This is a genomic window from Ensifer sp. LC11 (assembly GCF_001695835.1).
Taxonomy (GTDB): domain Bacteria; phylum Pseudomonadota; class Alphaproteobacteria; order Rhizobiales; family Rhizobiaceae; genus Ensifer.
Genome location: NZ_MBSO01000073.1, coordinates 21398 through 37226 on the forward strand (window position 1 = coordinate 21398; position 15829 = coordinate 37226).

General features: G+C 62.9%; 15 protein-coding genes and 1 other RNA gene. 4 read left to right on the plus strand and 12 right to left on the minus strand.

Features of this window, described 5'->3' with window-relative positions:
* Positions 1-114 precede the first annotated feature (114 nt).
* Positions 115-1116: an LLM class flavin-dependent oxidoreductase gene (locus BBX50_RS28315; protein ID WP_065778623.1), complete on the plus strand. Its 1002-nt coding sequence runs from the start codon at positions 115-117 to the stop codon at positions 1114-1116.
* Between the two features lie 4 nt (positions 1117-1120).
* Here the strand turns inward: BBX50_RS28315 and BBX50_RS28320 are convergent, their stop codons facing one another.
* The 8 genes from BBX50_RS28320 to BBX50_RS28355 form a co-directional block, all read right to left on the minus strand.
* Positions 1121-1756: an HAD hydrolase-like protein gene (locus BBX50_RS28320; RefSeq protein ID WP_065778624.1), complete on the minus strand. Its 636-nt coding sequence runs from the start codon at positions 1754-1756 to the stop codon at positions 1121-1123.
* A gap of 75 nt (positions 1757-1831) precedes the next feature.
* A complete protein-coding gene (locus BBX50_RS28325) occupies positions 1832-2578 on the minus strand; it encodes a YebC/PmpR family DNA-binding transcriptional regulator (RefSeq protein WP_065778768.1) in 747 nt (248 codons plus the stop codon).
* An 84-nt stretch (positions 2579-2662) separates the two neighbouring features.
* Positions 2663-3145 carry a hypothetical protein gene (locus tag BBX50_RS28330; protein WP_065778625.1) on the minus strand — a complete coding sequence of 161 codons (483 nt, stop codon included), beginning with the start codon at positions 3143-3145 and terminating at the stop codon, positions 2663-2665.
* Positions 3146-3161: 16 nt separating this feature from the next.
* On the minus strand, positions 3162-3995 hold the full coding sequence (locus BBX50_RS28335) for an MBL fold metallo-hydrolase (RefSeq protein WP_065778626.1): 834 nt from the start codon (positions 3993-3995) through the stop codon (positions 3162-3164).
* Positions 3996-4276: 281 nt separating this feature from the next.
* Positions 4277-7456 carry a multidrug efflux RND transporter permease subunit gene (locus BBX50_RS28340; protein ID WP_065778627.1) on the minus strand — a complete coding sequence of 1060 codons (3180 nt, stop codon included), beginning with the start codon at positions 7454-7456 and terminating at the stop codon, positions 4277-4279.
* Positions 7453-8607: an efflux RND transporter periplasmic adaptor subunit gene (locus BBX50_RS28345; protein WP_065778628.1), complete on the minus strand. Its 1155-nt coding sequence runs from the start codon at positions 8605-8607 to the stop codon at positions 7453-7455. Before BBX50_RS28345 ends, BBX50_RS28340 begins: the two co-directional genes overlap by 4 nt.
* A 495-nt stretch (positions 8608-9102) precedes the next feature.
* The gene (locus tag BBX50_RS28350) at positions 9103-9927 is read right to left on the minus strand and encodes a YmdB family metallophosphoesterase (protein WP_065778629.1); all 825 of its coding nucleotides are present in this window, start codon (positions 9925-9927) and stop codon (positions 9103-9105) included.
* A 211-nt stretch (positions 9928-10138) separates the two neighbouring features.
* Positions 10139-10711, minus strand: a complete 573-nt coding sequence (locus BBX50_RS28355; protein WP_065778630.1) for a 5-formyltetrahydrofolate cyclo-ligase — start codon at positions 10709-10711, stop codon at positions 10139-10141.
* 384 nt (positions 10712-11095) lie between these two features.
* On the opposite strand from BBX50_RS28355, the gene BBX50_RS28360 reads away from it, so the two are divergent.
* Positions 11096-11305: a hypothetical protein gene (locus BBX50_RS28360; protein ID WP_065778769.1), complete on the plus strand. Its 210-nt coding sequence runs from the start codon at positions 11096-11098 to the stop codon at positions 11303-11305.
* 24 nt (positions 11306-11329) lie between these two features.
* Here the strand turns inward: BBX50_RS28360 and BBX50_RS28365 are convergent, their stop codons facing one another.
* Positions 11330-11554 carry a hypothetical protein gene (locus tag BBX50_RS28365; protein WP_065778631.1) on the minus strand — a complete coding sequence of 75 codons (225 nt, stop codon included), beginning with the start codon at positions 11552-11554 and terminating at the stop codon, positions 11330-11332.
* 99 nt (positions 11555-11653) lie between these two features.
* On the opposite strand from BBX50_RS28365, the gene BBX50_RS28370 reads away from it, so the two are divergent.
* On the plus strand, positions 11654-12535 hold the full coding sequence (locus tag BBX50_RS28370; RefSeq protein WP_065778632.1) for a LysR family transcriptional regulator: 882 nt from the start codon (positions 11654-11656) through the stop codon (positions 12533-12535).
* A 25-nt stretch (positions 12536-12560) separates the two neighbouring features.
* Here the strand turns inward: BBX50_RS28370 and ssrS are convergent.
* The 3 genes from ssrS to BBX50_RS28385 all read right to left on the minus strand — a co-directional run bounded on the left by ssrS (position 12561) and on the right by BBX50_RS28385 (position 13433).
* Positions 12561-12718: non-coding RNA, 6S RNA (gene ssrS, locus BBX50_RS28375), on the minus strand.
* A 56-nt stretch (positions 12719-12774) separates the two neighbouring features.
* A complete protein-coding gene (locus BBX50_RS28380; RefSeq protein WP_065778633.1) occupies positions 12775-13152 on the minus strand; it encodes a cell division protein ZapA in 378 nt (125 codons plus the stop codon).
* Positions 13153-13163: 11 nt separating this feature from the next.
* Positions 13164-13433 (minus strand): DUF4164 domain-containing protein, encoded by a 270-nt coding sequence (locus BBX50_RS28385; protein WP_034806184.1) that lies wholly within the window; start codon positions 13431-13433, stop codon positions 13164-13166.
* A gap of 349 nt (positions 13434-13782) precedes the next feature.
* Here BBX50_RS28385 and tkt point away from each other — a divergent pair, with 349 nt between their 5' ends.
* Positions 13783-15765: a transketolase gene (gene tkt, locus BBX50_RS28390; protein WP_065778634.1), complete on the plus strand. Its 1983-nt coding sequence runs from the start codon at positions 13783-13785 to the stop codon at positions 15763-15765.
* Positions 15766-15829 lie beyond the last annotated feature (64 nt).

The following is a 15829-nucleotide window of genomic DNA, read 5'->3' on the forward strand; positions in this document are numbered from 1 at the left end:
AAACATACGCACAGTTCCGAAGACCCTGCAGGAAATCCTCGCCCGGGCCCTTGGATTGAGGAAAATTGAGCTTACATAGCCTTTCATCAATTTCTCTCAATGAAGGCATGTGCCATGGCGACTTTCTCCGTCCTCGATCTCTCGCCGATCACCGAAGGCGGCAGCGTCGCCCAATCGCTCGAAAACTCCCGCCGCCTGGCCCAGGCCGCGGAAGAAAACGGCTACAAGCGGTTCTGGCTTGCCGAACATCATGGCATGAAGGGCATCGCCAGCGCTGCGACCTCGATCGTGATTTCCCATGTGGCGGCAGCGACAAAGACAATCCGCGTCGGCTCCGGCGGCATCATGCTGCCCAACCATTCGCCGCTGGTGATCGCCGAACAGTTCGGCACGCTTGCCGCACTCTATCCGGGCCGGATCGACCTCGGCCTCGGCCGGGCGCCCGGCACCGACATGCGCACCGCCCAGGCGCTTCGCCGCAACATGGAGGCGAGCGGCAACAATTTCCCGAACGACGTCGTCGAACTGCAGGCGCTGCTCGGCCCTGTCGGCGAGGATCAGAAGATCATTGCCGTGCCGGGCGCCGATACCAATGTGCCGATCTGGCTGTTGGGCTCCAGTCATTTCAGCGCCCACCTCGCCGGCATGCTCGGCCTGCCCTTCGCCTTCGCCTCGCATTTCGCGCCGGACATGCTGCTCTCGGCGCTCGAGATCTACCGCGAGCGCTTCACCCCGTCCGAGACCCTCGACAAGCCGCATGCCATGGTCGGTGTCATGGGCGTTGCCGCCGACACCGACGAAGAGGCGAATTATCTCTTCACCTCGATGCAACAGTCTTTCGTGGCCCTTCGCCGCAATGCGCGCGGACGATTCCCGCCGCCCGTGCAATCCATGGACGGGCTCTGGAGCTACGACGAGAAGATCTTCGTCGATCATTCGATGATGTACGCCGTCGTCGGTGGACCGGAGACGATCCGCCGGAAGATCGCGACCTTCCTCGAACAGACGAAAGCCGACGAACTGATCATCTCCATGCCGATTTTCGACATGGAGGCGCGACTGCATTCGCTTCGCCTTTTCGCCGAGGCGCAGCAGGCGCTCGCCAAGGCGGCCTGAGGGGTCAGCCGCCTTCGGCGCCGAAGGCCGACGCGATGTCCTCCATTCGGCCGAAGAACCGGTCCGGCCCGAGCCCTTGCAGGAAGCTCGGGTCGGCATAGCCCCATCCGACTGCGCCAGCCGCCACACCTGCCTTGCGCGCCGCCTCGATATCACGTGCCTCGTCACCGATCGCCAGGACGCGCGTCGGATCAAGCCCTGAATGGCGGATCGCCCGCTTGAAATGCTGCGCCTTGCCGAAAAGCGCCGCGCCGCACGCATAGAGATCGACGGTCGCCGCCACGTCGCCGAGTGCGAGGCGAATGCCCTCCTCCGCATTCGAACTGACAATGGCAATGCCGATGTCTGCCGCCTTCAACCGCAGAAGCAGATCGGCCGCCCCCGGAAAGAGCCGTACCGACGAAACGTCGGCAGCCATGGTGCGGCGCATGAAGGTGGCAATCTGCGGCAGCTTCCACATGGGCACCCCGAGATGCGCGATAATCTCGCGATTGCCCATCGTCCGCAGGGACTGGAACTCGTCGACGGAAAGCTCCCGGAACCCGTAGCGCCGTGCGGCAAGGTTGCACGCCGTCATGAAGCTCACCGCCGTGTCCGCGAGCGTGCCGTCAAAATCGAAGATCGCAAAATCGTAAGTCACCGATCGCACCCAAAGAAAAACCCGTGCCCTTGCGGGCACGGGTGAACCAAATGCTGGTCGTAGCGAGCCGGAAAATCAGGCCGACAGCTTCGCCAGGATCTCGTCCGACACTTCGAAGTTCGAATAGACGTTCTGGACGTCATCATCATCGTCGAGCGTGTCGATGAGCTTCATCAGCGACTGCGCCTTTTCCTCGTCGACCGGCACGGTGTTCTGTGCCTTCCAGATCGCCTTGACGGTTTCGGCTTCGCCGAGCGTGTCTTCGAGCGCCTTGGAGACTTCACCGATCGCTTCGAAGCCGCAGATGATCGTGTGGCCGTCCTCATCGGTGGTCACATCGTCGGCGCCAGCTTCGATCGCCGCTTCCATCACCTTGTCGGCGTCACCGGCGGACAGCTTGTAGGTAATTTCGCCGACGCGGTCGAAGGAGAAGGAAACCGAGCCAGTTTCGCCGAGCGCGCCGCCGGCCTTGGTGAAGGTCGAGCGCACGTTGGAGGCAGTGCGGTTGCGGTTGTCGGTCAGCGCCTCGACGATGACGGCGACGCCGCCCGGGCCATAGCCCTCGTAGCGGACTTCTTCGTAGTTCTCCGCGTCGCCGCCGGCAGCCTTCTTGATCGCCCGTTCGATGTTGTCCTTCGGCATCGACTGTGCCTTGGCGTTCTGGATCGCCAGACGCAGGCGCGGGTTCATCGCCGGATCGGCCATGCCCGCCTTGGCGGCAACCGTGATTTCGCGCGCGAGCTTGGAAAACATTTTCGAGCGCACCGCATCCTGACGGCCCTTGCGGTGCATGATGTTCTTGAACTGTGAATGGCCAGCCATGGCACCCTCTGCATGCATGATTTTATAGGAATGGGGCGCCTTATAGTTTTATTGCCGCTTTCCGTCCAGCCGGGGCGCGGTTTTTCAATCGGCCGACACTTGCGCGCGGCTGAGCACGAAGCCGTGTCCGTCATCCCGACGACAGGAAAGGCCGGTTCTTTCGGAGCGGCAGGAGAACGGTCCCTGCGACCAGGTTTGCCCATAATCAAGCACTTGCCCGGCCGAGCAGCAGCTCGGATCGCCAATGGCGTGGTTGAGCATGGCGGCGCCTGCACGGCCGAGTGTGGCGCGGACATAGCGCGGCGAGACGATATCGCAGGCAAGCTCGGGCCCGCCATCCTGTGGCTGATAGACGGCGGTGCCGCCCGCCGGCGTGTAGACGCAACCGATATTGCCCGAGGGCATGATGAAGCTCTCCTGCTCGCCCGCCGGCCGGACCGGCGTTTCGAAGAGGTTTTGCTGCTGTTGTCCCTCCGGTGCGGGCATGCGCGGCGCCGGCGCCCCGCCGGCGACAGCAAAAGTTGACAGAGAAAGGAAGAACGATACGCCAGCCACAAGCAACTTCATCGGGCGATCCTAATGGTCAGACGCCCTGGAGAATATAAATCAGCGGTTTGCTTGGCAAGGAACGCAACGAGACCTTGATGCTGGCACTGTCGGCGAAGCGTTTGTCGTAGTCGTCGCCAAACATGTCGAGAAAGGCATCAATCGGCGGGCCGCGGCGATGCATCGGCAGGATCAGCGAAGCGCGCAGCCGGCTGACCACCCGGCTCATGCTTTCCGCACACATGGTCAGGCCACCGTCGACGGGCACCATCAGCACGTCGAGCCTGCCGATCTGGCGGTAGTGGCTGTCGTCGAGCTCGTGATGCAGATGGCCGAGATGGCCGATGCAGAGATCCGCCACCTCGAAGATGAAGATCGAGTTGCTGTCGTGCTCCATCGCCCCGCCGGCACGGATATCGGTGGTGACGTTGCGGATATAGGTATCGCCCACAACGAGATCATGGCGCGCGGGTCCGCCGCTGTCGCCCCAGCCGTGCAGCACGTTTCTGATCGCCGGGTCCGGGGTCAGCGTGTAGTGGCTCGAATGCGCCTTGTTCATCGTCACGACCGTCGGCGGGCTCGACGGCGCGAACCAGCCATTGTAGTCGGTCGCGATCGAGACCCCACCAGGCGTCTCGATCAGAAAGGTGGAGTGGCCGAGATAACTGATCGTCACCTCGCCGGCCGCTGCTTGTGACTTGGCGGCGGCAGCGGGCGTAAAGCTGGCGAAGGTCGCCCGAGGCAGGGCCTCGGCGATTGCCTGGCACTGGCTGACGTGACGGGGCTGCTCTTGTGCATGCGCAACCGACGGCCAGAACGCATGGATCAGCCAGATGGCGGCGAAGGTGTAGACAAGGTAGCGGAGCATCAGCCTTCACCTCTCTCGCTTTGCTTGCTTCGCCACGAACCCGAAAGTCGCGCGGCAGGCAGCCGTTGAACAGCAAATGGAAGCCCTTGCCTTCGCTCGGCCGAACCATGGGCGTCACGGGCCGGGAGAGGATTGTTCAACCGCCTGGCCGCGTCCAGTTACAAACGGCCGGATTTGCTCACGTTTGCGTCACCGCCCCTGGAGAGAACAAGGAAACTTGTCCCGTCCAACGGCAACGCCCCGGCATTGCTGCCGGGGCGCCGCATCCTTGCGATTGGTTCCCGCTACTCCGCCGGGTGGGGCGCCGGCTCGGTCATCGTCGCCGGCTTGCGCCGCCGGAACGACCGTAGCGCCACATAAAAGACCGGTGTCAGGAACAGGCCGAGGAAGGTGACCCCCAGCATGCCCGAGAACACGGCCGTGCCCAGCGACTGGCGCATTTCCGCACCCGGTCCGGTCGCGATCATCAGCGGCACGACGCCGAGGATGAAGGCGAAGGCGGTCATCAGGATCGGCCGCAAGCGCAGTTGGCTCGCCTCCACCGCCGCCTCGATCGGCGTCTTGCCCTCGTCCTCGCCTTGGCGTGCGAACTCGACAATCAGGATCGCGTTCTTGGCCGCAAGGCCGATCAGGACGATGAGCCCGATCTGCGTCAGCACGTTGTTGTCGAGACCGCGGATAGACACGCCGACCAGCGCTGAAAGCACACCGAGCGGCACGATCAGGATGATCGCGAGCGGCAGCACCCAGCTTTCATACTGGGCCGAAAGCGCCAGGAACACGAAGATCACCGACAGTGCGAAGATGAACACCGCCGTATTGCCCGTCTGGCGTTCCTGGAAGGCAAGCTCCGTCCACTCGAAGGTCGTGCCCTGCGGCAGGATCTGGGCGGCAAGCGCCTCCATCTTGTCGAGGGCCGTGCCGGTCGAGACGCCGATCGCGGGATTGCCCTGGATCGGCACCGATACATACATGTTGTACCGCTGGACCAGCGTCGGCCCGGCCGTATCGCGGATCTCGACGAGCGTGCCCATCGGCACCAGCGCCCCGGTCGCCGAACGCACCTTCAGAGCCAGGATATTGTCACGCTCGACGCGGTACTGCTGGTCGGCCTGCGCCCGCACCTGATAGACGCGGCCAAAAGCGTTGAAGTCGTTGACATAGGAGGTACCGAGGTTGATCGACAGCGCCTCGAAGATGTTGGGGATCGGCACGTTGAGGGTGCGCGCCTTGTCGCGGTCGATCGCAAGGAAGTATTGCGGGCTGGAGGCCGAGAAGGTGGTGAACACCCCGGTCAGCCCTTCCGTCTGGTTGGCAGCACCCATCATCTGGTAGGTGAGCCCCAGGGCACGGCGCATGTCGGCACTCTGCCGGTCCATGATCTGCATCTTGAAGCCGCCGGAGTTGCCGATACCGCGCACCGACGGCGGCGGCACGGCGATGATGAAGGCTTCCTGGATGCTCTGCAGGCTGCCGTAGAGCTGGCCGATGATCTGGTTGGCCCCCTGCCCGTGCTTCAGCCGCTCTTCAAAACTCTCGAAGGAAGCGAAGACCACGCCCGAGTTGGACGCATTGGTGAAGGTCGCACCGTTGAAGCCGGCAAAGGCAACCGCGCTCTTCACCCCGGGAACGTCCTCGATGATCTTCGAGGCCCGCTTGACCACCGCGTCGGTACGGTCGAGCGAGGCGCCGTCGGGAAGCTGGATCACGACGATCGCATAGCCCTGGTCCATGGTCGGCACGAAGCCGCGCGGCACCACCTGCGCCATGTACCAGGTGGCCCCGAGCAGGCCGACGAAGACCAGCAAGGCCGCAACGATTGCCGTCTTGGTCGAAACCAGCTTGCGCACGATAAAGGCATAGCCTTCCGCCATGCGGTCGAAGCCGTTGTTGAAGCCGTTGGCCAGAGCTTTGCCGAAGCGCGTCAACGGGTTTCGGCTCTCGTGATGACCGTTCTCGTGTGGCTTCAACAAAATCGCGGCGAGCGCCGGCGATAGCGTCAGCGAGTTGAAGGCCGAAATGACGGTCGCCACCGAGATCGTCACCGCAAACTGCAGATAGAACTGGCCGGCGATGCCGGGGATGAAGGCCGTCGGCACGAAGACCGCGGTCAACACCAGCGAGATTGCGATGACCGCCGCCCCCACCTCGTCCATGGTCACATGTGACGCTTCGCGCGGGGTCATGCCACGCGCGAGATTTCGCTCGACGTTTTCCACGACGACGATGGCATCGTCGACGACGATACCGATCGCCAGCACGAGACCGAACAGCGTCAGCATGTTCAGCGAGAAACCAAAGGCATAGAGGAAGGCGAAAGTGCCGACGAGCGACACGGGAATCGCGACGATCGGGATGATCGCCGTGCGCCAGGACTGCAGGAAGACGAGAACGACGATCGCAACGAGCACGGCCGCCTCGGCGATCGTCTTGTAGACCTCGTTGATCGATTCCGAGATGAACTCGGTCGGATTATAGACGATCCGGTATTCGAGCCCTTCGGGGAAATCGCGCGAGACGTCGGTCATCACCTTCTGGATCTGCTCGGCGGCGTCGAGCGCATTGGTACCCGGCCGAGAGAAGATGCCGAGCGCCACTGCCGGGCTGCCGTCGAGATAACTGTTGTTGACGTATTCGCGGGCGCCGAGCTCGACGCGCGCGACGTCCTGCAGCTGCACGAGGCGGCCGGTTTCCGTCGCCTTAACGATGACGTAGCGGAACTGCCGCGCATCACTGAAGCGACCGTCTGTCGTGACGGTATATTGGAACTTACTGTCACCCGGCGCCGGCGGACCGCCGATCGAGCCGCCGGACACCTGCACGTTCTGCTCGCGCAGCGCCTGCACGACGTCTCCCGCGGTCATGCTGTAGGCCGACAGCTTTTCCGGATCGAGCCAGACGCGCAACGCATATTCGCGCTCGCCGAACAGGATGACGTCGCCCACACCGTCGAGCCGGACAAGCAGGTCGCGGATGCGCGTGCGCGCATAGTTCGAGACGTAGAGCTGGTCGTAGCGCTCGCTCGGCGACAGTAGATGCACGACCATCATCAGGTCGGGCGAGCTCTTGGCCGTGGTGATGCCAATGCGCCGGACTTCCTCCGGCAACCGCGGTTCAGCGATCGACACGCGGTTCTGCACCAGAACCTGCGCCTGATCGAGGTCGGTGCCGAGCTTGAAGGTGATCGTCAGCGCCATAGCGCCGTCGGCGGTCGAATAGGAGGACATGTAGAGCATGTTCTCTACGCCGTTGATCTCCTGCTCGAGCGGGGTTGCCACGGTGTTGGCGACGGTTTCGGCGTCAGCACCCGGATAGGCCGCCCGGACGACGATCGTCGGCGGTGCGATTTCCGGGTACTGCGCCACCGGAAGCTGGAAATAGGCGATGCTGCCGACGATCAGAAGCACGATCGAAAGCACCGATGCGAAGATCGGCCGGTCGACGAAAAAGTGTGCGAACCTCATTGCGCCACTCCCGTGACCTGCCCTTCGGGCGGCAACTGGATCGTCTCAGGCTTGACCTTGGTGCCAGGACGCGCCCGCATCAGGCCATTGACGACGATCGTCTCCTCGCCCGTCATGCCTGAGCGGATGACGCGGTAGCCGTGAACCTTCGGGCCGAGCCGCACCGGCTTGGTCACAACGGTTCCGTCGGCGGTCACTTCGTAGACGATGCGCTCGTTCTGGTCGGCGCCGATCGCCTCATCCGGAATGAGCACGGCCTTATAGGTGTTCGAGCCCTCGATCTGCACGCGACCGAAGAGGCCGGGCTGCAGCACCAGGCTCGGGTTCTCGAGGCGCGCGCGCACGCGCATGGTGCCGCTCTGCGGGTCCACGCGATTTTCGGCGAAGTCGAGCTTGCCCTTGAACGGCTCTTCGTTGGAATCGGCAATGGTGACGAGCACCTCGAGCGAACCGCCGCCCTCCTGAAGCGCGCTACCGCGCTCGCGCGCGACCCGTGCATAGGAAAGCAGCCGCCGTTCGTCGACGTCGAAATAGAAGTCGATCGGGTCGAGCGAGACGATCGTCGTCAAGACGGTCTGGTCGGCCTGCACGAGATTGCCCTGCGAGAGAAGGCGCCGGTCCACACGGCCACTGAGCGGTGCGGTGATCGTCGTATAGTCGAGGTCGAGCTTGGCGCGTTCGACCGCCGCTTCCGAACCGCGCACCAGCGCCTGCGCCGAAAGCAGTTCCCGGCGATGGTCGTCCAGCGTCGAGACCGAAAGCGTGCCTGTGCCTGTCAGCGATTGCGTCCGCTTGAATTGGGACTCGGCGAATTCCAGCGTCGAGCGTGCCGATTCCAGCGTCGATTCGGCCTGGGAGAGAGCCGTCCGATAGGGGCGCTGGTCGATGACGAAGAGCTTGTCGCCCTTCTTCACCAGGGCGCCGTCGGTGAAATTGATCTCGTCGAGATAGCCACCGATGCGGGCGCGAACCTGCACCTCGTCGACCGGCTCGAAGCGACCGATGAACTCGTCGCTGTCGATCACGTCGCGCACCACCGGCTTGGCGACGGTCACGGCAGGCAATTGCGCGTCCTGCGCCTTGGCGCCAACGACGGAAAGCAGGGAAAGAGAAGCGCCGACGATGATCGGCAAATGCCACTGAGACAACATGCATGCCCTCCGAATGCACTTTGGATCACGATGAGCAGCCGTCCGGCGGAAGCATCGCAATCGCCTTGAATACTTCGGAGCCGGACATCAGCGGAAAATGCCCGCGTTATCGTCCCGCCCCGCTCAACGCCTCGGATCAAGAGCGATCCAAGAGGCAAAATCACACAACCAATTAAATGATAAGGCGCTTCCGCCCTTTCGGCCGGCGAACGTTGCTGGATCAAAATCGCTGGCGGCGAGCAACTGCGCCCGTTGCCCAGCGACAAAAGCACATGCCCGCAATCCAGGACTGCGGACACTGTTCATACTGCAAAACTCACGAGTGCATCACGCCCCGGCCCGGCGTGACTGGGCGTTAACCTGCCATCATTTGATGGGGTTGTCACCTTGAAAAAAATCAATTCCGAGAAGGCGATACGTGACGGCCGAAGGTGCTCGCCTGTAGCTCCAGCAATAGAGCTTCAGCAATACGACCGGAACCCGTTTGCTTCGCGCCTAGGACCAGAAATCCGGAATTGTCTCGGCCAGTCTCGGTCCGAGACGCAGCGGCGCGATCTTCTCGGCAAGCCCCGTGCGGTCGGAAATCTCGACACCAAGGCCGCAGATGGTCGCCGGGCCCGAAGCCGCCTCGAAGCGTCCTTTCGGCATCTTGGAGATGAAGCGGTTGAGCGGCTCTTCCTTGTCCATGCCGAGCGAGGAATCGTAGTCGCCGCACATGCCGGCGTCGCTCATATAGCCGGTGCCACCGTTGAGGATCTGGTGGTCAGCCGTCGGCACATGGGTGTGTGTACCGACGACAAGGCTAGCCCGTCCGTCGACGAAATGGCCGAAACACTGCTTCTCGCTGGTCGCCTCCGCGTGGAAGTCGAACACGATCGCATCCGCCTGTTCGCCGAGCGGGCAGGCATCGAGGATCGCCTCGGCCGACTTGAAGGGATCGTCGAGTTCCGGATGCATGAAGACGCGGCCCATGACATTGGCAACCAGCACGCGGGCGCCGTTGCGGGCGAAGTAGAGGTTGGACCCGCGGCCCGGCGTGCCGGCGGGATAATTGGCGGGGCGCAGAAACTGGTCGTGCCGCTCGCAGAAGACGACCGCCTCCTTCTGGTCCCAGACGTGATTGCCCGTCGTCACCACGTCGGCGCCGGCATTGATCGTCTCGAGGAAGATGTCTTCGGTAATGCCGAAGCCGCCGGCGGCGTTCTCGCCGTTGACGATCACGAAGTCGAGCTTGAGATCGCCCACCAGTCCCGGAAGACGCTCCCAGACCGCCGTCCGGCCCGTCTTGCCCACCATATCACCCAGAAACAGAAGCCTCATGCTCGCTCAATCCCACCAGGGCAGTTCCGGCGGAAGCGCGTCAGCGGTTTTGGCGTCCGGTACTGCATAATCAAAAGAAGTAGAGCGTCTACACGATCCAGGCTCCGCAGGGAACGCTCAAGCGCAATCCAGAAGGGCCGGTCAGCGAATTCCCGGTCGCGATCGCGGAATCTTAAGGCGTTCGGTCATTTCACCGCCCTCGCAAAACAACCTAGAAATGCCGAAATCCGCTCTCCGTAAGCACAGCGTCCAGCGCCACGTCGTGCGGTTCGGCCGGAACGGACGTCACCTCCTGGCAGTCGAAGGCGATGCCGATCAGCTTCGGCAGGTGGCCCTTGTTGCGCAGCCGGTCGATCGCCCGGTCGTAATAGCCGGCGCCATAGCCGATCCTGTGCCCCGCCGCGTCGAAGGCCGAAAGCGGCACGAGCATGATATCCGGATCGAGCACCGGCGCATCCGGCCCCGGCCCCGTCGTTCCGAAGCCGGTGGAGATAATGTCGATGCCGTCGAGCAGTTCGCGAAAGACGATCGTCTGCTTGTCCATGATGACAGGAAGGCAGAGCCGCGCGCCGCGCTGCTGCAGCCGCGCCATCAGCGGCCGGATGTCGACCTCGGATCGGATCGGCCAGAAGCCGGAAACAATATGCCCCGGATCGAGCGCGATGACGTCGCCGGCATGGTCGGCCATCGTCAGACTTGCCTCGATACGCACCTCCGCCGACATCGCATCGCGCAACGCCAGCCGCTCCTTGCGCAGTGCCGCTTTCAAATCTCTCGGTGACATCTGTCCTCCCCTGCCAGCCCGCCGCTCGCCGCGGTTACATGCCCAGTCGTCTACGACGTCGGCGAAGAAAATTCCCTTCCCGAAATGGCACAGCTCTACGCTTTTTCGCCGATTCCCGCGCCGGCCACCAGACTGTTTACGCGACGGCCCGCTCGCCACGCCCCTCGGCGTCGCCGCTTTTGCAGCAGTTTGCGACAGTTGAGAGGCGTGCCTCCCAGAACGAAACAGCTTTAGCGTTCCGTTCATCATGGGCAAGGGTTCCGCTTTCGCGAGTGACGGACCACGTGCAAATAAAGACGCGATTTCAAATAATTAGCAGGAACTAATGCCCGTGTTCGATGTATGGACGCGCTCCTGCAGGCAGCGGTGGAAAAGCCAACGTCCATGAAGGACCAGATGAACGAACTCGACCCATTGGAATTGCGTTGCCTGACGCTCGCCGCTCGCGGCCGAACGCGCCAGGACATGATGCGCGAAACCGATATACCGCTTGATCGGATCGATCGGGCACTCGAAGACGCCATGCGCAAGCTGCAGGCAGGCAATCTCGCCGAAGCCGTTTTCCGCGCCGCCAGACTCGATCTCATCTCTTAAGGTCGGGCCGGCTGGCGCAAACGGTCACAGCAGCCAATGGGACCGGTAGACCAATTCCAGCATCGATCTTTGCTCGCGCGCCAGTTCGGCCGCCTCCCGCTCAATCCCCGCATCACGCAGGAGCACCGGCCTGTCTGTCGGCACTTCGACGGGCATCTCGGCAAGCAACAGTTCGCCAACCCATCGCGCCGCCCTGCGCCGGGCGGCGATGGATGCTTCGGAAAAGGCGAAGACGGCAAGTACGCTCATGGGAATGGCCCTGCACAGGATGATGTGACCGGCCGATCTTCGTCCGCGCGTTGACATCTGACAAACGAATTGCAAGCATAGCTGCCATCAGAAATTCTGATGGACTATGCCATGTCGCTCCCCCTCGACAGCGATCTGCTTCGAACCTTTCTCGCGGTTGTCGATACCGGCAACGTCACGCGTGCGGCAGACATCGTCGGCCGCACGCAATCCGCCGTCAGCATGCAGATCAGGAAGCTTGAAGACATGCTCGGAGACGCGCTGTTCGAACGCCACTCGCGCGGCGTCGTTCTGACGCCACAGGGGTTGCGGCTTGTCGACAATGCGCGACGCATCGTCACCCTGCTCGACGACACGGCCGCCGCCATGCGCCAGCCCGCTCTCGACGGCGCAGTCCGCATCGGCATACCCGAGGAATACATCAACTCCACCCTGCCGAAGGCGCTCGGCAGTTTTGCCGCCATCCATCCCGGCGTCGAGGTGACCGTGCAGCAGGGCGCATCGATGACCAATGTGGCGGCACTGGAGTCGGGCGAACTCGATCTCGCCGTCGTCTTCGAGCCCGGCGGGCGGACGAAGAACGAAGTACTGATGATGGACCCGACCGTCTGGGCTACCTCGGAACAGCACCGCACCGACGAACGCCGCCCGGTGCCGATTGCCACCTATACCTATCTGGAGGGCGGGTGGTGCGACGACCTCGCCCAGCGCAATCTCAGGAAATGTCGCATCGACAACCGCGTCGCCTATGTCAGCCGCACCAGCGGCGGCCTGATGGCGGCGGTCGTTTCGGGTCTGGCGATTGCACCGCTCGCCCGCAGCAGCATCCCGACCGGATGCCGCGAGCTGACCGCCGATGACGGCTACGAGGTGATCGACCACTCGAACGTGGTCCTGCGCATATCAAAAGCAGGAAACGGCAAGGACCGGATCGTCGAGGCCATGGCCGACGCCATTCGCCGGGCCTTCGCCGGAGATTGAGCGGCCATCTTTAAAGGAAGAGAGAGTGCGATCCACACAACCGATGGAGAGTTTACGATCCCGGGTGCCTACAAAGTAGGTGGGCGCCATGTGTCCAGACCCACAGGCCCGGACAGGGACAGCTCCCTTGAGATCGAGTATGGCCCCGGGGATTGTGGTTCCTGTCGGGAGGCGCAGACCGCATCCGACATATAAAGCGTCTCGGTGCTTTGCGCCAGAGGCCCGCCGCCGAAACCTTGTCAGCTTGACGGTGTTGTGGTGCGGCCGTTCAGCTTGGCGGCAATGCCGTGGATCTGGGCGGTGACTTCGCTGAGCGCCGAAGCCAGTGCCTCTTCGCTCTTCATCTGATCGGACATGGCGGCATCGCGTCCATCAGTCAGGTTGCCCACTTCGGCCTCGAGGTTCTTCAGCCGGCGGTTGACCTCGCTCAACTCGTCCATGACCATGATACCGGCCATGACCGTGAGGCGAAGATCACCGATCTCGCCGAACTGGCTCTTGAGATGCCCGACATATTGATCGAACTTGGTGGCAAGCTCGGTCAGGTGACCTTCCTGCCCCTCTTCGCAGGCCATCCGGTAGGCCTTGCCATCGATCGAAACTGTCACCTGCGCCATGTCGATTAATCCTAGCGGTCGAGCACCGCCCGAATGGTTTCCATCGCCGTCACGAGGCGCCGGGAAACCTCGCGATTGACCTCCTCGAGCCGGTTGGCCCGGAACTGCGACTGATCGAGTTCCTGTGCCAGCCGCGACCGATCGGTGTTGACGCGCCTGACCTCGCCCTCGAACTCACTGAAATCCCGCTCCCTGTCAAACCGACCGTCGATCGCATTCTCCAGGGATTGCACCGCGTTGCGCAGTTCATCGATCGCCGCTTTGACAGTCTTTGCCGGCATGTGTTCCGAATACCTCGCCCATGAGGCCGAATCGCCCGAATCCCGTCCGCCGCTTCGGCTCGATCTTTTTTAAACCTATTACGTAAGTCTCAACAATGCCAAGCATCGCAAACAACAGCGGAAGCTGTGGATGGATTGCGTAGCCGGCTTTCTTCAACGGCGGTGCGAAAGCTTTGTTGCATTGCGGGACATGGCCAAGACATCCCCTTGAACAACCTGCCGTCAAATGGCCGCGGAAGGCCCGTATTTGTTGACTCGCACGGCGCACCTGCTATGTGTCAGCCGCTTCTTGCGCGGTCTTTGGAGGATAGAGACCGTTCCCTGACCACCGAACGCAAACGGAACAGTCATGATCTCTCGCGAAAAACACGACCGGATGGCAAATGCGATCCGTTTCCTCTCCATGGATGCCGTCGAGAAGGCAAATTCCGGCCACCCCGGCCTGCCCATGGGTGCAGCCGACATAGCGACAGTCCTCTTTACGCGCTATCTGAGCTTCGACCCCAAGAACCCCTCCTGGCCGAACCGCGACCGCTTCGTGCTGTCGGCCGGCCATGGCTCGATGCTGCTCTACTCGCTGCTCTATTTGACGGGCTACGACGACATCACCATCGACGAGATCAAGAACTTCCGCCAGCTGGGCGCCCGCACCGCCGGCCACCCGGAATACGGCCATGCCGCCGGCATCGAGACGACCACCGGTCCGCTCGGCCAGGGCATTGCCAACGCCGTCGGCATGGCGATCGCCGAGCGCAAGCTGCGTAACGAATTCGGTTCCGACCTGATGGAGCACTATACCTACGTGCTCGCCGGTGACGGCTGCCTCATGGAAGGCATCAGCCAGGAAGCGATTTCGCTCGCCGGCCACCTGAAGCTCAACAAGCTGATCGTCTTCTGGGACGACAACAACATTTCGATCGACGGCCCGATCTCGATCGCCGACTCGACCGACCAGCACGCCCGCTTCCGCGCCAGCAACTGGAACACCATTGCCGTCGACGGCCATGACCCGGACGCGATCGCCGCCGCGATCGACCAGGCACAGAAGTCCGACAAGCCGACGATGATCGCGGCTAAGACGACCATCGGCTTCGGCGCGCCGAACAAGGCCGGCACCCACAAGGTTCACGGCTCGCCGCTCGGCGCCGAGGAAATTGCCGCCACCCGCGAGGCGCTCGGCTGGGAAGCTGAAGCCTTCGTCGTTCCTTCCGATGTGCTCGACGCCTGGCGTCTGGCCGGCCTGCGCTCGACCAAGTCGCGCAAGGAATGGGAAGAGCGTCTCGAAAAGAGCAATGCCGAGAAGAAGGCTCAGTTCGTTCGCCGCTTCTCCGGCGAGCTCGAAGGCCGTCTTTCGTCCGCGATCGACGATTACAAGAAGAAGCTGGCCGAGACCAAGCCGTCGCCGGCAACCCGCAAGGCTTCCGAAGACGCACTTGAAGTCATCAACGGCGTTCTGGCCGAAACCATCGGCGGCTCGGCTGACCTCACCGGCTCCAACAACACCAAGACCAGCCAGACCAAGTCGATCACCCCTGACGACTTCTCCGGCCGCTATATCCATTGGGGCGTGCGCGAGCACGGCATGGCCGCTGCCATGAACGGCATGGCGCTGCATGGCGGCGTCATCCCCTATTCCGGCGGCTTCCTGATCTTCTCGGACTATTGCCGTCCGTCGATCCGCCTTGCCGCGCTGATGGGGATCCGCGTCATCCACGTGCTGACGCATGATTCCATCGGCCTTGGCGAAGACGGCCCGACGCACCAGCCGGTCGAGCACATGGCTGCGCTCCGCGCCATCCCGAACCTCCTGATGTTCCGCCCGGCCGACGCCACGGAAACGGCCGAGTGCTGGCAGCTGGCGCTCGAGAGCCACAACCGTCCGTCCGGCATCGCGCTGACGCGCCAGAACCTGATGGCGGTTCGCACCGAGTATGAGGAAGAGAACCTCTGCGCCCACGGCGCCTATGACCTGATCTCGGCCGCCGACGCCAAGGTCACGATCTTCGCCACCGGCTCGGAAGTCGAGATCGCCGTCAAGGCCTGCCAGGCGCTGACCGCCAAGGGCATCTCGACCCGCGTCGTCTCCGTTCCCTGCTTCGAGCTCTTCGCCGAACAGAGCGAAGACTACCAGCAGGCGATCATCGGCAACTCGCCGGTCAAGATCGCCGTCGAGGCCGGTATCCGCCAGGGCTGGGATCACTTCATCGGCAGCGACGGCACCTTCATCGGCATGTCGTCCTTCGGTGCCTCCGGTCCCTACAAGGAACTCTACAAGCACTTCGGCATCACGCCCGAGGCGGTGGTCGCCGCTGCGGAAACGAAGCTCGCCTGATCAAGTTGCGGGGCGCGCCGAAGGGCGCGCCCCGCTTTTTTCGTACCACGTCATCCAGACAGGG